Genomic DNA, 16,273 nt, shown 5'->3' on the forward strand with positions numbered 1-16,273 from the left:
TTTCAACAGGAAAAAATCAACCTTTAAATTTTAGGGGTAGATGCACTACACTCTTGGTTTCAAAAAAGTCTTCCTCAAAATAATCACTCAACGGAAAAACAGTTGCGGTTGTATAAATTTTTAACTCTTCAGTCAAATCGCCTCCCTTTAAATACAGGATTCCATTTCTGCGTTCGTGCAGGTTTTTTTTGGCAATTTTGCCATTTATCCAATGGACAAAGGTCTCCATTTGGGCGACGGCACGACTAACAATAAAATCATATTTCCCCGAAACAGTTTCCACTCGGGCATTTGTAGTCTTTACATTTTGTAGTTGCAGGCCAGCAACCACTTCTTCCACTACCTTTATTTTTTTTCCAATACTGTCCACCAAATGAAACTGTACTTCTGGAAATAAAATAGCCAGCGGGATACCCGGAAAACCACCGCCCGTGCCAACATCTAATATTTGTGAGCCGGGAAGAAAAGCTTGAATTTTTGCAATCCCTAAAGAATGTAATACATGCCGAAGGTAAAGTTCTTCAATATCTTTTCGTGAAACCACATTTATTTTAAGGTTCCAATCCTCATAAAGTTCCCGTAACTGCTCAAATTGTTGCTTTTGAATTTCGGTTAAGTTTGGAAAATATTTTAATATGAGTTCCATAATTTAATTTAAGAGGCAAAAGTATGTTATCTTTGTGAAAATTATGATTTTGAATCTCTCGATTTTCGCAAAAGATAATTATTTTTGTGCTTTTCGCAGTAAAAATCCCCAGTTAATATATATATATTTTGACGTATACAAACTTAAATTTTTCCAGAGTTGACAGTGCTAAATTTTTCAGAACCCTAAATAGGCGTGTGAATGATTACTTTAAGGAAAATAATATAGCTAGAACTGGCAACTGGAAACTTCACTTGAAAACTATTGTGATGTTTTCATTATACCTTACCCCCTACTTTCTTTTGCTAACATTGGATTTTCCAGGGTGGGCCCAATTACTTTTTACCATAGTTATGGGCGTTGGTATGGCTGGCGTGGGAATGAATGTGATGCACGATGCTAATCACGGTTCCTATTCCTCAAAAAAATGGATCAATAAGGTAATGGGTGGCAGTATGTATATTCTTGCTGGAAATGTTTATAATTGGCAAGTGCAGCACAACGTTTTGCACCACACTTATACAAACATCCACGGCCACGACGAAGATTTGGAAGCGGGAAGGATTCTTCGTTTCTCCAAACATTCAAAATGGCACAGGTTTCATAAATTCCAACATTGGTATAGCATTTTCTTTTATGGCCTTTTAACCTTCAATTGGGTTCTAACTACTGACTTTTTTCAGACGAAAAGATATTTGGCACGTAAACTTTCCTATGGAAAACTTCCCAAACCCGTAACACAGTGGAGCATCTTGGTCATTACCAAAATGATTTATGTGTCGCTTTGGATAGTTATTCCTATTCTTTTTTTCAATATTGTTTGGTGGAAAATTTTGCTAGGGTTCTTTATAATGCATTATGTTGCAGGACTAATCTTGAGTATTGTTTTTCAACTTGCGCACGTGGTTGAGGACACTGAAATAATGCTTCCGGACGATAGCGGTACGATGAAAAACACTTGGGCTATCCATCAACTTTTTACCACTGTCAATTTTTCGACAAACAATAAAATTGTCAATTGGTACACTGGTGGTTTAAACCATCAAGTGGAGCATCATATTTTTCCAAATATTAGCCACATTCACTATAAGAATATTTCAAAAATTGTGAAGAGCACAACCAAGGAATTCAATTTACCTTACAAAGAATATAAAACTACGCGCAAGGCTATTATTGCACATTTCAGACACTTAAAGGAAATGGGGCTAAAACCTGCAGTACCCGCTTAATTATTATGGACAACAGACTTTCAAAACGTGTGAATGAGATGGCTACATCTGCCACTCTGGCAATGGCAGCCAAAACAAGAGAACTAAAGGAGCAAGGGATAGATATTATAGGTTTAAGCCTGGGAGAGCCAGATTTTCCAGTTCCTGAATTCATAAAAGATGCCGCTATTCAGGCCATTAAAGATAATTATCATTCCTATACACCAGTTGACGGTTATGGCGATTTAAAAAAAGCCATCATCACAAAATTTAAAAGAGACAATAATTTAGAATATAAACCTTCCCAAATTGTTGTTTCTACTGGCGCTAAGCAATCATTGGCAAATTTGACAATGGTACTATTGGATGAAGGCGATGAAGTTTTATTGCCTGCACCCTATTGGGTAAGTTATGCAGACCAATGTAAGGTAGCTGGAGGTATACCGAAGGAGATCCCTACTTCAATAGAAACAGATTTTAAGGTAACGGCAGAGGCACTCGAAGAAGCAATTACCCCAAAAACCAAAATGATAATTTATAGCTCCCCTTGCAATCCAAGCGGCTCGGTTTACAGTAAAAAGGAGCTTAGAAAGCTAGCTGATGTATTGGTAAAGTATCCAGACATTATCGTAATCAGTGATGAAATTTACGAACATATCAATTTTAGTGGCGGTCACGCTTCTATGGCAGAATTTGATGATATGTACGATCGTACTGTAGTAGTAAACGGCGTTTCCAAAGCATTCTCTATGACTGGTTGGCGCATCGGTTACATTGGCGGCCCGGAATGGATTGCCAGAGCTTGCAACAAGATGCAAGGGCAAGTAACCAGCGGCGCTAATGCCATTGCGCAAAGAGCTACAATTACTGCCTTAGAAAATCCACCGAGCAAGATTCAGTTTATGGTAGATGCCTTTAAGGAGAGAAGAAAGTTGATATTGGGTCTACTTTCGGAAATTGAAGGTTTCCAAACCAACGAACCCGAAGGTGCTTTTTATGTATTTCCCGATGTTTCCTATTTCTTTGGAAAAACATTGCGGGGCAAAAACATAAACACTGCTTCTGATTTTTCATTATATCTTTTAGAGGAAGCCAAGGTAGCGACCGTAACCGGTGAAGCCTTTGGAGATCCAAACTGTATTCGCCTATCTTATGCAGCTTCAGAAACGGAAATAAAAGAAGCTATGCGGCGGATTAAGGAAGCTGTAGCTTAATCTATTTAAAAAACGGGATTGGTTAAAGTTACTCAATCCCGTTTTCATTTTACAATTTATCAGTACTTTAGACGCTTATATTTTTTTAATTTAATCCCTATCATTAATAATGAAAACTAAAATTACCTTAATTCTATTTTTCTTTGCCCTTATCTTTAACGTGCAGGCTCAGGAAAAAACTAATGCTACTTATGTTGGTACCGTGGGCTCTGTAGAGCACGTACCTTCTATTTCTTCGCAAACCAATTTAGCTCCCGCTAGAGTTAAAGAGCAAGTAATGCAAGACGGAAGAGCATCAAGAAATTTGATTATCCCTGGAAAAGATCCACAGATAGAAGATGATTATTTCAAAAGAAATCCAGATAAAATGGAGCAAGTGCTTAGCGGAAGAGCCCCTACACTTGTTTTTGATGCGGCTCAATCAAGTTCGCAACCCACAGACCCGTCGATCGGAGTAGGACCAAATCACGCCGTTGTGGTATTTAATACTGGGTTCAGAATTTTTGACAAAAGTGGTAACCCACTTACTGGACAAATATCTCCAAATCCTACAATTTTCCCTAACGGAGGATGTTGCGACCTTACCATTTCATATGACAATGCTGCCGATAGATGGGTTATGACCTTTTTGGGCAACGGTGCGCAAATTGCTGTATCAGATGGTCCTGACCCCGTAAATGATGGGTGGTATGTTTATACCATTCCTCAAATTAATGACTACCAAAAGCTTTCAGTTTGGAGCGATGGTTATTATATGACAGATAATACTTCGGCCACTAACAAAATTTACGCGATGGAGCGAACTAAAATGCTAGCTGGTGATCCAACTGCACAAATAATTGGTTTTCCACTTCCCGGAATTGTAACTAGTGGTTTTTACAGCCCTCAAGCGTTAAATGTAACCAATGACGATCTTCCAGCTCCTGGAGGTTTGCCTATTGTTTATTTACAAGATGATGCTTGGTCTGGAGTTTCTCAAGATCACGTAAAACTTTGGACGGTAGATGTTAATTGGGCAAGTCCAGGAAGTTCTACCATTTCTGCGCCAGTAGAATTAACTACCACTCCTTTTATCTCAGTTTTTGACGGCGGAAGTTTCTCAAATTTAGCTCAACCAGGCGGTGGCGCAGACATTGATGCACTACAAGCAACTATCATGAACCAAGCACAATTCAGAAAGTTTGGAGGCCACAATTCAGCAGTTTTTAATTTCGTTGTTGATACTGATGCATCAGGAGGAGAGTTGGCTGGAATACGTTGGTTTGAATTAAGACAACCTGGAGATGGCCAGCCTTGGTCCATTTACCAAGAGGGCACCTATACATCACCTGACGGAAAACACGCATGGCACGCCAGTATGATGATGGATGTACAAGGGAACATTGGAATGGGCTATACGGCTATGGCAGGACCCACAACACCTGATCCAACTACCAAAAGAGTAAGTTCATACTATACTGGTCGATATGCAAGTGATCCTCTAAATACAATGACTATCTCTGAAGAATTGATTGCAGCCGGAAACCAAAACATTCCTGGGCTTCGTTATGGCGATTATAGCAAAATTGATTTAGACCCTTCTAACGATAAAGAATTTTGGTTCATCAATGAGTATATGAACAACGGTAGAAAGGATGTAGTTGGGGTTTTCCAAATTGCACCTAACTTCAATAACGATGTAGGAGTTGTAAGTATCGACTCTCCCGTAACAGGAACACTTTCCAATAGCGAAACTGTAACCGTTACTATTTTTAATTACGGACAAAATAGCGCTTCAAACTTTCCTGTAACATTTCAGGTTGATGGTGGAACTGTTATTTCAGAAACCTTTACCGGAACCATTGCATCAGCCGAAACGGCCCAGTATACCTTTACCGCTACTGCTAACTTGGGTACAGTGGGACAAACCTATACAATTGTTGCAGCAACCAATTTAGCTGGTGATGAAGACACAACAAACGACTCCAGAACAAAAATGGTTACCTACTTAGAGCCAAATGATATTGGCGTGAGTGCCATTACATCTCCTGTGTCTGGCACTGACCTAACTGCTACAGAAGACATCGTGGTTACCGTTACAAACTTTGGCGGTGAGCCTCAATCAAATTTTGATGTGTCCTATGATTTGGAAGGAACTGTTGTTACCGAAGTATTTACTGGCACTCTGGCAGGAAACACTTCTACTTCTTATACGTTTGCCCAAACTGGTGATTTTTCTGCTTTGGGAACGTATAATCTAAGTGCTTACACATCATTGCCTGGCGATAGCGATACTTCAAATGATATAACCTCTGTAATTATTATAAAACAAAATTGTCAACCAACTGGCGACTGTACTCTTGGCGATGGATTACAGCTTTTCAATGTTACAGATATAAACAATCCTTCTGCTTGTGAAGGCTATGGAGACTTCACAGACCTTGTGGCTGGAATGGAAGCAGATACAACCTATGACCTTACAATAACTACTGGTTATGGAGATCAATTTATTCGTGTTTGGATAGATTTTAATGATGATTTTGTTTTTACAAATGATGAAACCGTTGTAAATAATGTAGAAGTTGCTTCTGGTCAAGGTTCTGGAAATTACACCATAACAACAGATCTTGTTGTTCCTGCTGGAGTGCCATCTGGCCAGCATTTAATGCGTGCCAAAACTAATTGGAATGCTCCCGTACCGGATGATGCTTGTGAGGAAACCACCTTTGGCGAAACAGAAGATTATTCCGTACAAATTGGTACCGTGGGAGTTACAGACAATATTTTTGACGAAAATGGCTTAACAATATTGTCGTTGGATAATAACAAATTTGACGTTAGCTTAAAAACTGTAAATTATACCGAATCAATGAACCTTTCGGTTTACAATACTTTAGGACAGCGATTGTTATACAAAAAGCTGGAAAACAACGGTAATGGTTACAAATATAAGCTTGACATGAGCTATGTAGCCACAGGCGTTTATTTAGTTCGCGTTGGAAATAAAGAAAACGGAAGAGTAAAACGAATCATCGTTAAATAATTCCAAAGAATATTTATTTGAATAACCCAAAGTACAAAATGTGCTTTGGGTTTTTTCATGAAATCAATTGCTGTATTTTTACAGAAAAACATACAATGGCGAAAATTTTACTACTGGGAAGCGGAGAATTGGGCAAGGAATTTACAATTGCCGCAAAAAGAATTGGGCAAACCGTTATAGCTGTTGACAGTTATGAGAATGCACCCGCAGCCCAGATAGCAGATATTTCAGAAGTAATAAACATGCTCGATGGCAATGCGTTGGATGCCCTTGTTGAGAAACACAAGCCAGACTATATAGTTCCCGAGATTGAAGCCATACGCACCGAACGTTTTTACGAATATGAAAAACAAGGTTATACCGTAATCCCTTCTGCAAAGGCAGCAAACTTTACGATGAACCGAAAAGCCATTCGGGATTTGGCCGCCAATGAATTGGGTTTAAAGACCGCCAAATATCGCTACGCAACCTCAGCCGAAAGTCTTAAAAATGCGGTTTCGGAAATTGGGATGCCCTGTGTTGTAAAACCGCTGATGTCTTCCAGCGGAAAAGGTCAAAGTACTATAAAGACCGAGGCAGATATTGAAAAAGCCTGGAAGTATTCACAAGAAGGATCCCGTGGTGATGTGGCCGAAGTAATCGTGGAAGCCTTTGTAAATTTCAACTATGAAATAACCCTCCTAACTGTAACACAGCGTAACGGCATAACACTTTTCTGCCCTCCTATCGGCCATCGGCAGGAACGCGGGGATTATATGGAAAGTTGGCAACCGGCTCCAATGAAAAATGAAATTTTGGAAGAAGCCCAGCAAATGGCAGAAAAAGTGACAACCGCCTTATCGGGTTGCGGTGTTTGGGGAGTTGAATTTTTTGTAGCGGATGATGGAGTGTATTTTTCGGAACTCTCGCCCAGACCTCACGATACAGGAATGGTTACGCTTGCAAAAACACAAAACTTCAACGAGTTTGAATTGCATCTCCGTGCAATTCTGGGGCTTCCAATTTCTGAAATAACACAGGAGCGTATTGGCTCCAGTGCTGTAATTTTAGCTATGGAAAATTCTGAAAACCCCACCTATGAAGGTTTGGAAAAGGTAGCTGCTTCACCAAAAACAGATTTCAGGATTTTTGGCAAACCTACTTCTCGTCCTTTTCGAAGAATGGGGGTTGTTTTAACACACGATAATCTAGGTGGCGATATTTCTGAAGTAACCGAAAAGGCCAAAAATTTAGCAAGTCAAATAAAGGTCATTTCAGAATAAATCTGAAGTTTTTAAAACTATCTATTTCTCCAGAAAAAAGGAGTAAGCAGAATAAGCACGGTAAAGAGTTCCAACCTACCAATTAGCATCAAAAAGCTGGACCACCACTTGGCGGCGGCAGGTAAAGCTGCATAATTGTTTACCGGGCCAAGATCACCCAGCGCAGGACCCACATTTCCCAAGGTAGATGCCGCACCGCCGAGCGCCGTGTTAAAATCAAGGCCTAACCAAGAAAAAACCAAGGTTCCCATTATAAAGGAAAGCATGTACAGAATAAAGAAGCCCAGGATATTAAAAACAATGGGCTGTGGCACGGCTTTGCTATTATAGCGCACCGGTAAAATGGCGTGTGGATGCAGCGTTCGTTTAAATTCCAAAACGCCATTCCTGATCATAATCAAGTGTCGCATTACCTTAATTCCCCCCGCGGTGGATCCGGCACAGCCTCCTAAAAACATCATTCCGAAAAAGAAGATGGTTAAAAACGGAGTCCAAAGCGTATAGTCCGCACTTACGAAACCGGTAGTCGTAATGATAGTTAAAACTTGGAACAGGGCATGGCGAAAGGCACTTTCAAAAGGTCCCCATACCATCGGGTGCCCAATACTGGAAATGGCCACGTCTGCCTCAAAATAGATTAGCAACGAAGCTACAACCGTAAGCCCGATAATGAGTGCCGAATACATTTTAAACTCTTCATCCTGAAATATTTTTTGAAATTTTCGCTTAAAGGCGAAATAGCTTAAAACGAAATTACTGCCCGCCAAAAACATAAATACAATAATGATGTACTGCACCATAGGGTTATCGTTCCAATAAGCAACGCTAGCATTTTTTGTTGAAAAACCTCCCGTACTCAAAGTGGCCAACGAATGGTTTATGGCGTCGAAAAAACTCATCCCGGCAAGTTTCAGCAGCACTGTTTCTGCCAAGGTATAACCTACGTAAATTAACCAAAGTCTTTTTGCGGTATCCGTAATTCTCGGATGCAGTTTGTCCCCACCGGGACCGGGAGCTTCGGCAGCAAAAAGCTGCATACCGCCAATCCCCAGCAATGGCAAAATAGCAATTGCCAAAACAATAATCCCCATCCCGCCAATCCAATGCGTGATACTTCTCCAGAAAAGCACACCATTGGGAATGCTTTCAATATCGGTCAAAATAGATGCACCCGTCGTGGTATATCCACTCATCGTTTCGAAAAAGGCATTGGTAAAACTGGGAATGGCCCCGGTAAAAATATACGGCAACGTACCGATAAGGGCCATAAAAATCCAACAGAAAGTTACTATTATATAGCCTTCCCTTTTTTGGATTTCCTTCCGGTGGTTTTTGGTCAACAGCATAATGGCGCCCCCAATTCCCAAGGCGACCGATCCGGCCAATAGCATTTCTTTGAGCACGCCGTCCTTATAATACCAACTTACTATCGAGGAAAGAAGCATAAAACCACCGTTCACCATGAGCAAAAGCCCCATTAGGTGCGAAATGATTTTATAATTGAGTTTGGTGATTGAATTCATTATATAAAAAGCTTTTCAACCTTTCCGATGGATTGCGGAAGGCAGCAAACCACTACCCTGTCCCCACTTTTTATTTCGAAATCGCCCAAGGCAATGATGCCCTCGCCGTTCCTAACTACCCCGCCAATAATGGCCGAGACCGGAAAATCGAGATCTTTTATTTTTTTGTTGCAAACTTTGGAATGGGAATACACCACAAATTCCAATAATTCCGCATTCATATTGTTTAGCTTGGTCATGGCCACCACCTCCCCCTTGCGGACATAGCGAAAAATATTGTTCGCGGCCAATAATTTTTTGTTGATCAATGTATCAATACCAATGGAGTGCGAAAGCTGAAAATAATCCATATTCTCTACCAGGGCGATTGCTTTCTTAACTCCTTTTGATTTTGCTACCAAGCAGGACATAATATTGGTTTCGCTATTTCCGGTTACGGCAATAAAAGCGTCCATATCTTCTATGGATTCTTCATTCAATAAATCTACATTTCTGCCATCGCCGTTTATAACCAGGCAACCGGGAATGTCATCGGCAATTTCAAAAGCCTTGTCCTTGCTGCTTTCAAAAAGTTTTACGTTAAACTTGTTCTTGCACAGATCTTTTGCGGTTTTGTAACCGATCTTACTTCCACCCAGAATCATCACATTTTTAATTTCCTGCTTACTTTTTCCCGACAGCTTAAAAATTTGGTCATCGCCTTTCTGCACAGTGGTGAAATAAACCTGATCGCCTTCCTTAAATTGCGTATCGCCGCGCGGAATGATAGTGTACTGGGTGCCATAGCGCTGCAAGGCAATGGGCACAAACTGCAACTCGGGATAGACTTTTGCCATTTCCTTTACCGACTTTCCCACAAAGGCAGAAGTGCGCGACAGGCTCAGCCCGATCATCGTCAAGGCGCCATCCTCAAATTCGTAACTTTCATTGAAGGCGCTTTGGCTGAGCAGCAATTCAATTTCATTTGAGGCCAAGGATTCCGGGGAAATCAATTCGTCGATTCCGAATTTCTCAAAACCCACCTCATCCTTTCTGTCAATAAATTCAGTATTGGAGATTCGGGCTATGGTGCGTTTGGCCCCCAATTGTTTGGCAAGCACGCAAACGGTGATGTTAGTGGTTTCGCTTGAAGTTACCGCAATTACAAGATCAGTCTCATCTACTCTGGAATCCTTCAAAACGGCTATAGAGGTAGAATCGCCGCGCACTACCCGTATATCCAGATGTGCATCTGCGTGGGCAAGTGCCTCGCGGTTGGTGTCAATAAGCGTAATGTTTTGCGATTCAAAAGACAGCAATTTCGCAAGGTGAAACCCCACTTCGCCGGCACCGGCAATGATGATTTTCATTGAGTTATTAGTTTAGGGTTTAAAATAAACAGTGCAAAGATATAGAAATAAAAGGCACTGAAGGACAAATCATTTTTGATGAATAAGCTAGGGCAAAAGTCTGAAACTTAAACAAAGTTGACAACACCTCTTAAAAAATATGTAGTTTTGCAAGCGCAATTTTATGGAAAAGAAAATAACACCCTATAAGGATTCTTCGGAAGGAAAAAAGAAACAGGTTGAACAAATGTTTGATACTATTTCTGAAAATTATGACGGGTTAAACCGTGTAATTTCCCTCGGCTCTGATGTAAAATGGAGAAAAAAGGTTATTAAAATGGTAGCCGAAACCAGACCGAAAACCATTCTCGACATTGCAACGGGCACAGGCGACCTGGCCATCCAGTTTGCTGAAAAGACTTCCGCCGAAAAGATTGTGGGCTTGGACCTTTCCGAAGGAATGCTCTCCGTGGCCCGCAAAAAGGTATCAGGAAAGAACATTTCAGAAAAAATTGAATTTGTACAGGCAGATTCCGAAGCCTTGCCGTTTGACGACTACACTTTTGACGCAATTACAGTTTCCTTTGGCATCCGAAATTTTGAAAATCTGGAAAAAGGCCTATCCGAAATTTATCGCGTACTCAAAAAAGGTGGCATTTTTGTTATTTTGGAAACTTCGGTGCCTTCAAAATTTCCCTTTAAGCAAGGCTATTATTTTTATTCAAAAAACGTTTTGCCGCTTGTGGGCAAGCTATTTTCCAAAGATAAGGTGGCATACAAATATTTAAGTGAAAGCGCCTCTGTTTTTCCGCACGGGGAAGTGCTCAACAATATTTTGCGCAAAATTGGGTTTAATGAAGTGAAAAATAAACCACAAACTTTCGGTGTGGCAACCATCTATAATGCTACCAAATAATCTATGAAGAAGCTTTTTTTTGTATTGGCCGTTTTATGTATCGCAAATAGCGCAAATGCGCAGTGGTTTTTCAACAAGGAGCGTTTGGCCAATTTGGAAAATTTTGACAAAAAACGTTTTACCTGGGGCTATTTTTTGGGGTTCAACAGTTATGACTTCAAAATAGATTATAAAGAACAGTACGCCGACGATAACACAGATATTATAGTGGACCGCTCTGCGGGGTTCAATGTGGGGCTTATTGGCGATATGCGCATTAATGAATATTTCAACCTGCGACTGGAACCAGGACTTTATTTCACCCAGCGTAACCTCAATTTTCCGGGCTTTACCGAACAAAAGGATTATCTGCGGGAAGTGAAATCAACCTACATTCACGTGCCATTGCTGCTAAAGGTTTCAACCAAGCGATTGAACAATATAAAACCGTTCATTATTGGCGGTGTTTCCACTTCGCTGAACCTTTCCAGCAACGAGAAAAACCCAGAGGACAACGAGCAGGGGAAATTCCGGATGACCAAAAGCACCAACTATTACGAACTTGGTTTTGGGATTGATTTCTACCTCTATTATTTCAAATTTACACCCTCCATTCGCGGTGTTTTTGCGATGAGCGATGAACTGGTGCCGGACGATGACCCCAATAGTCCATGGACGGGCAACATCGATAAATTAGCCACTCGCGGCATTTTTATAAACTTTACATTTCAGTAAACCTTCGGAATTCGCTTAAAAGAATAGCGGTAGCCGTAGCAACGTTGAGGCTCTCGGTTTTTTGAATTTTCCCAAACCGCGGAATCGTTATTCTGTGGGTAATTTTTTGGGAAATTTCTTCGGAAATGCCATTGGCTTCATTGCCCATTACAATGATACCTTCCTGGGGAAGTTTTTCGGAATAGATATTATTTCCGTCCATAAACCCTCCAAAAATAGGCAACTTCGTTTTTCCGAAGTATTCCGAAAGCTCCAAATAATGTACCTGCACCCGTGCCAAGGAGCCCATCGTGGCCTGTACCACCTTTGGATTGTAACAGTCTGTTGTGTCTTCGGAACAAAGTAGTTGCTGCACGCCAAACCAATCGCAAAGCCGGATGATGGTTCCCAAATTGCCGGGGTCGCGCACGGCATCCAACGCCACGATCAAACCCGAATCCTGCGGGATTTTAGGTTGTGGAATTTTAAAAAGCGCCAATGAAGTATTCGCCGTTTTTAGAAAACTTATTTTTTTGAGTTCTGTTTCGGTAACGTGAAAATGGTTTTCGGCAGTAATTTCAGAAGCCTTTGTTGAAAAAAGAGAATGAAGTTCCATATTTTCGTTCAATAACTCGTCTATTACTTTTGGCCCTTCGGCTACAAAAAGTCCGCTTTGGCTTCGGTACTTTTTCTGCTGCAGACTCGTTATTAATTTTGTTTGACTTTTGCTGACCAAAATATAGTATTTTTGAAATTGAATTAAAACACACACTTGAAGCGCGACCTCACAAAAATATCACTATTTATAGTATTTATTGGGTTATTTTTATCCTGCAATGCTGTAAAAAGAGTGCCGGACGGTGAATATCTGCTCACCGAAAACACTATATTGGTAGATAGCGTAAAAATTAAGGATGCAGGGGTTTACAGCCAATTGGCACAGAAACCCAATACCTCCATTCCCCTAATTGGCGTACCGCTGGGGCTTCATATATATAATTTGGCCGATCCACATCCGGATTCTACCTACCAAAAATGGCTTCATAAAAATCCGAAACGCGAGGAACGGCTTATCAAACTTCTCTCAAAGAAACAGGTAAACCAGATAGACAGCAGCTATGTAGGGTTGAACAAATGGCTTCAAAAATCTGGCGATGCGCCCGCCATTATCAATGAACAGAAAATCGAGAAATCTATGGTGCGCCTTAAGCGATGGTACGCCAGTTATGGCTATTTTAACGACGAAGTAGATTATAAAATTGAGCCCAACGAGAAAAAGAAGAAGCGGGCAAAAGTCACGTATTTTGTGACGAAGCACAAACCTTATTTTGTAGGCGATTCCATTGTTGAAAAAATAAGTTCGCCGGTAGTGGATTCGTTATTTCAGCTTACCAAAGCCAAGTCTTTTATAGTGCCGGGTAAGCAATATGCCGCCAATGATTTTGTAAACGAACGCGACCGGCTGACCATTCAGTTCAGAAATTCGGGCCTTTACCATTTTGAGCAGGAATATGTGGGTTTTGAGGCCGATACTGTAAACACGGACCACAAAGCGAACATTACCTATATTATTCCCGATCGAAAAATAACTAAAAACGACAGTACCTATACGGTTCCTTTCCAAGTCCATACCATAAACGAGGTTCGGATTGTGACGGATTATTCCTATGAAAATCGCGATGAAGCTTTTCAGGATTCCATCAGCTATAAGGGGTATAAACTTTTTAGTTATGGCAAAATGCGCTTCCGTCCAAAGGCCATTGCCGATGCCGTTTCAATAACGCCGGGAAAAATTTATAAGGATATAGACCGTAGGTTGACCTATAACCAAATTAGCGATTTGCGTATTTTCAAATATCCAAACATAAATTACTCCGAAGTAGCGGCAGATTCCACGGGAAAATTGTTGAACGCCACCATCCTCCTCAATCCGCGCGATCGGTTTACGCTCGGGGTAGATTTTGACGCCTATACCTCCACCATTCAGCAGTTTGGGATTAGTTTCAGCGGAAATATGATTTTCAGGAATATTTTTCGCGGAGCGGAAATCCTTGAAATTTCTGGCCGTGGAAGTCTTGGCTCATCTAAAGATGCTGCGGACAGCGAAAGCAAGTTTTTTAATATTTCAGAATTTGGCGGTGACGTAAAACTCACTTTTCCTCGGATAATTTTTCCTATCAACACTGAAAAACTGATACCCAAATATATGTCTCCCTCAACAAGTGTTAGTTTTGGAGCCAGTTTACAGAATAACATTGGTTTGGATAGACAAACTATAAGCGGAATTTATAATTATCGCTGGAAACCTTCAAAAATTCTAACATATCAGATAGATTTATTAAACCTGCAATATGTAAGAAATTTAAATGTTGAGAATTATTACAATGTTTATAAAAGTTCTTATAACAGGCTTAATGAAATTGCGCAAAGCTTGAACTATGATTTCAATAACCCCGACACCAATCCAACGCTTGAAATTCCTGACGAAACAGAAGATTTTATTTTAGATGTTTTAAACCAGAACATAGCTGCAGATACTGATACATTTGATGAAGTTTTAAGTATTGCAGAACGACAAGCAAGGCTTACAGAAAACAACCTGATTTTTGCTTCAAACATAACATTGACAAGAGATACACGGGAAAATATCAACGACAATAATTTTTCACGGTTGCGATTAAAACTTGAATCTGCAGGCAATGTACTATCAGGAATTTCAAGTGTTGCCGGATCCCAAAAAAATTCAGCAGGAAATTACAGAGCGCTGGGAGTAGTTTATTCACAATATATAAAACCAGAAGCCGAATATATAAAACACTGGGATATAGACGGAAAAAATATAATCGCCGTCCGTGCTTTTGGTGGGATTGCCATACCTTACGGCAATAGCAACAGCATTCCCTTTACACGAAGTTATTTTGCTGGAGGAGCCAATGATAACAGGGGCTGGAAAGCCTATGATCTGGGCCCGGGAAGCAGCGGAAGTATTTTGGACTTTAACGATGCAAACTTCAAACTTGCATTTAATGCAGAATATCGTTTCACCATTCTTGGAGATTTTAAGGGCGGCTTATTTGTGGATGCTGGTAACATTTGGAACGTTTTAGACAATATTGAAGACGATGCCTCAGTTTTCAACGGCATTGCAGATTTAAAGGAAATTGCTGTTGCCACTGGAATCGGTCTGCGGTATGATTTTGGATTTTTCGTATTCCGCTTTGATGTTGGTTTTAAAACCCATAATCCCGGAAAACCTATTGGTGAACGGTGGTTTACGGACTATAGTTTCCGTAAGGCTGTTTACAACATCGGTATCAACTATCCCTTTTAAACGATATAAATTTGTTATTTTTGCTTGCTAAACACTTATAATCATGAGCCACGGAATTGTACCCGGCGTAGCAACCGGAAAAGAAGTTCAAAAAATACATAAATACGCAAAAGACAAAGGTTTTGCTATGCCCGCCGTTAATGTTGTGGGCTCCGATAGTATAAATACAGTAATGGAAACAGCCGCTGAGCTGAATTCTCCTGTAATTATCCAATTTTCCAATGGCGGGGCACATTTCAATGCAGGGAAAGGTCTTTCAAATGAAGATCAAAAAGCTGCAATCGCAGGCGGAGTGGCTGGTGCAAAACACATTCACGAACTGGCAAAGGTTTATGGAGCTACTGTAATCCTGCACACAGATCATTGCGCCAAAAAATTGCTTCCGTGGATTGATGGCTTGCTGGATGCCGGTGAAAAATTCTACAAGGAAACGGGGAAACCACTTTACAGCAGCCACATGATAGACCTTTCCGAAGAGCCTATCGAAGAAAATATTGAAATCTGCAAACGCTATTTAGAGCGCATGAGCAAGATTGGGATGACCCTCGAAATTGAATTGGGCATCACCGGCGGCGAAGAGGATGGCGTTGATAATACCGGCGTAGATTCGTCCAAACTTTACACCCAGCCCGAAGAAGTGGCCTATGCCTATGAAGAGCTTTCAAAAATAAGTGACCAGTTTACTATAGCCGCGGCCTTTGGAAATGTACACGGCGTTTACAAACCCGGAAATGTAAAATTGACGCCCGTGATCCTTAAAAATTCACAGGAATATGTTCAGAAAAAATTCAATACGGGACACAACCCAATTGACTTTGTTTTTCACGGTGGAAGCGGTTCTACGGTAGAGGAAATTCGCGAGGCGATTGGTTATGGCGTAATAAAAATGAACATAGACACCGATCTGCAATTTGCATTTACCGAAGGCGTTCGCGATTACATGGTGGACAATTTGGAATATTTAAAAACCCAAATCGGCAATCCCGAGGGCGATGACCTTCCAAATAAAAAATATTACGATCCACGAAAATGGCTTCGCGAAGGCGAAATCACCTTCAAAAAAAGACTTGAACAAGCTTTTAGGGATTTGAACAACGTTAACACGTTATAAACTTTTATTGATAATAAAA

The 16,273-nt window shown here is 40.7% G+C and carries 12 protein-coding genes; 8 read left to right on the top strand and 4 right to left on the bottom strand.

All coding sequences use genetic code 11. The features are described from left to right. Positions 1-16: 16 nt before the first annotated feature. Positions 17-646, bottom strand: coding sequence for a 16S rRNA (guanine(527)-N(7))-methyltransferase RsmG (rsmG, locus tag LS48_RS09840; protein WP_062622369.1), 630 nt, complete (start codon positions 644-646; stop codon positions 17-19). Positions 647-915: 269 nt separating this feature from the next. Between rsmG and LS48_RS09845 the strand changes: the two genes are divergently transcribed. The 4 genes from LS48_RS09845 to purT all read left to right on the top strand — a co-directional run bounded on the left by LS48_RS09845 (position 916) and on the right by purT (position 7,352). Continuing rightward, positions 916-1,875: a fatty acid desaturase family protein gene (locus tag LS48_RS09845; protein WP_438829842.1), complete on the top strand. Its 960-nt coding sequence runs from the start codon at positions 916-918 to the stop codon at positions 1,873-1,875. 5 nt (positions 1,876-1,880) lie between these two features. Further along, complete coding sequence (locus LS48_RS09850; RefSeq protein WP_062622371.1) at positions 1,881-3,068, top strand: pyridoxal phosphate-dependent aminotransferase; 1,188 nt, start codon at positions 1,881-1,883, stop codon at positions 3,066-3,068. Between the two features lie 109 nt (positions 3,069-3,177). Continuing rightward, positions 3,178-6,090, top strand: coding sequence for a GEVED domain-containing protein (locus LS48_RS09855; RefSeq protein ID WP_062622372.1), 2,913 nt, complete (start codon positions 3,178-3,180; stop codon positions 6,088-6,090). A 95-nt stretch (positions 6,091-6,185) separates the two neighbouring features. Then, on the top strand, positions 6,186-7,352 hold the full coding sequence (gene purT, locus LS48_RS09860; protein WP_062622429.1) for a formate-dependent phosphoribosylglycinamide formyltransferase: 1,167 nt from the start codon (positions 6,186-6,188) through the stop codon (positions 7,350-7,352). A 17-nt stretch (positions 7,353-7,369) separates the two neighbouring features. On the opposite strand, the gene LS48_RS09865 is transcribed toward purT, so the two are convergent. Together LS48_RS09865 and trkA are read right to left on the bottom strand one after the other, a co-directional pair. After that, the gene (locus LS48_RS09865) at positions 7,370-8,875 is read right to left on the bottom strand and encodes a TrkH family potassium uptake protein (protein ID WP_062622373.1); all 1,506 of its coding nucleotides are present in this window, start codon (positions 8,873-8,875) and stop codon (positions 7,370-7,372) included. Next, positions 8,875-10,224 carry a Trk system potassium transporter TrkA gene (gene trkA, locus LS48_RS09870; protein WP_062622374.1) on the bottom strand — a complete coding sequence of 450 codons (1,350 nt, stop codon included), beginning with the start codon at positions 10,222-10,224 and terminating at the stop codon, positions 8,875-8,877. Before trkA ends, LS48_RS09865 begins: the two co-directional genes overlap by 1 nt. Positions 10,225-10,387: 163 nt before the next feature. Here trkA and ubiE point away from each other — a divergent pair, with 163 nt between their 5' ends. After that, the gene (gene ubiE / locus LS48_RS09875; protein WP_062622375.1) at positions 10,388-11,119 is read left to right on the top strand and encodes a bifunctional demethylmenaquinone methyltransferase/2-methoxy-6-polyprenyl-1,4-benzoquinol methylase UbiE; all 732 of its coding nucleotides are present in this window, start codon (positions 10,388-10,390) and stop codon (positions 11,117-11,119) included. Positions 11,120-11,122: 3 nt separating this feature from the next. Then, complete coding sequence (gene porT, locus LS48_RS09880; RefSeq protein WP_062622376.1) at positions 11,123-11,833, top strand: type IX secretion/gliding motility protein PorT/SprT; 711 nt, start codon at positions 11,123-11,125, stop codon at positions 11,831-11,833. On the opposite strand, the gene LS48_RS09885 is transcribed toward porT, so the two are convergent. Next, complete coding sequence (locus LS48_RS09885) at positions 11,820-12,548, bottom strand: RNA methyltransferase (protein WP_062622430.1); 729 nt, start codon at positions 12,546-12,548, stop codon at positions 11,820-11,822. The two genes, porT and LS48_RS09885, sit on opposite strands and share 14 nt — an antisense overlap. A gap of 36 nt (positions 12,549-12,584) precedes the next feature. On the opposite strand from LS48_RS09885, the gene tamL reads away from it, so the two are divergent. Next, the gene (tamL, locus tag LS48_RS09890; RefSeq protein ID WP_062622377.1) at positions 12,585-15,143 is read left to right on the top strand and encodes a translocation and assembly module lipoprotein TamL; all 2,559 of its coding nucleotides are present in this window, start codon (positions 12,585-12,587) and stop codon (positions 15,141-15,143) included. Between the two features lie 43 nt (positions 15,144-15,186). Then, positions 15,187-16,254: a class II fructose-bisphosphate aldolase gene (gene fbaA, locus LS48_RS09895; RefSeq protein ID WP_045080758.1), complete on the top strand. Its 1,068-nt coding sequence runs from the start codon at positions 15,187-15,189 to the stop codon at positions 16,252-16,254. Positions 16,255-16,273 lie beyond the last annotated feature (19 nt).

This window comes from Aequorivita aquimaris, from assembly GCF_001573155.1.
GTDB lineage: Bacteria > Bacteroidota > Bacteroidia > Flavobacteriales > Flavobacteriaceae > Aequorivita > Aequorivita aquimaris.

Excerpts from the sequence above, each read along its gene's own strand:
- LS48_RS09845 (WP_438829842.1), top strand. The coding sequence starts at position 916 with ATGTTTTCATTATACCTTACCCCCTACTTTCTTTTGCTAACATTGGAT.
- LS48_RS09855 (WP_062622372.1), top strand. The coding sequence starts at position 3,178 with ATGAAAACTAAAATTACCTTAATTCTATTTTTCTTTGCCCTTATCTTT.
- ubiE (WP_062622375.1), top strand. The coding sequence starts at position 10,388 with ATGGAAAAGAAAATAACACCCTATAAGGATTCTTCGGAAGGAAAAAAG.
- rsmG (WP_062622369.1), bottom strand. The coding sequence starts at position 646 with ATGGAACTCATATTAAAATATTTTCCAAACTTAACCGAAATTCAAAAG.
- fbaA (WP_045080758.1), top strand. The coding sequence starts at position 15,187 with ATGAGCCACGGAATTGTACCCGGCGTAGCAACCGGAAAAGAAGTTCAA.
- LS48_RS09850 (WP_062622371.1), top strand. The coding sequence starts at position 1,881 with ATGGACAACAGACTTTCAAAACGTGTGAATGAGATGGCTACATCTGCC.
- LS48_RS09865 (WP_062622373.1), bottom strand. The coding sequence starts at position 8,875 with ATGAATTCAATCACCAAACTCAATTATAAAATCATTTCGCACCTAATG.
- porT (WP_062622376.1), top strand. The coding sequence starts at position 11,123 with ATGAAGAAGCTTTTTTTTGTATTGGCCGTTTTATGTATCGCAAATAGC.
- purT (WP_062622429.1), top strand. The coding sequence starts at position 6,186 with ATGGCGAAAATTTTACTACTGGGAAGCGGAGAATTGGGCAAGGAATTT.
- trkA (WP_062622374.1), bottom strand. The coding sequence starts at position 10,224 with ATGAAAATCATCATTGCCGGTGCCGGCGAAGTGGGGTTTCACCTTGCG.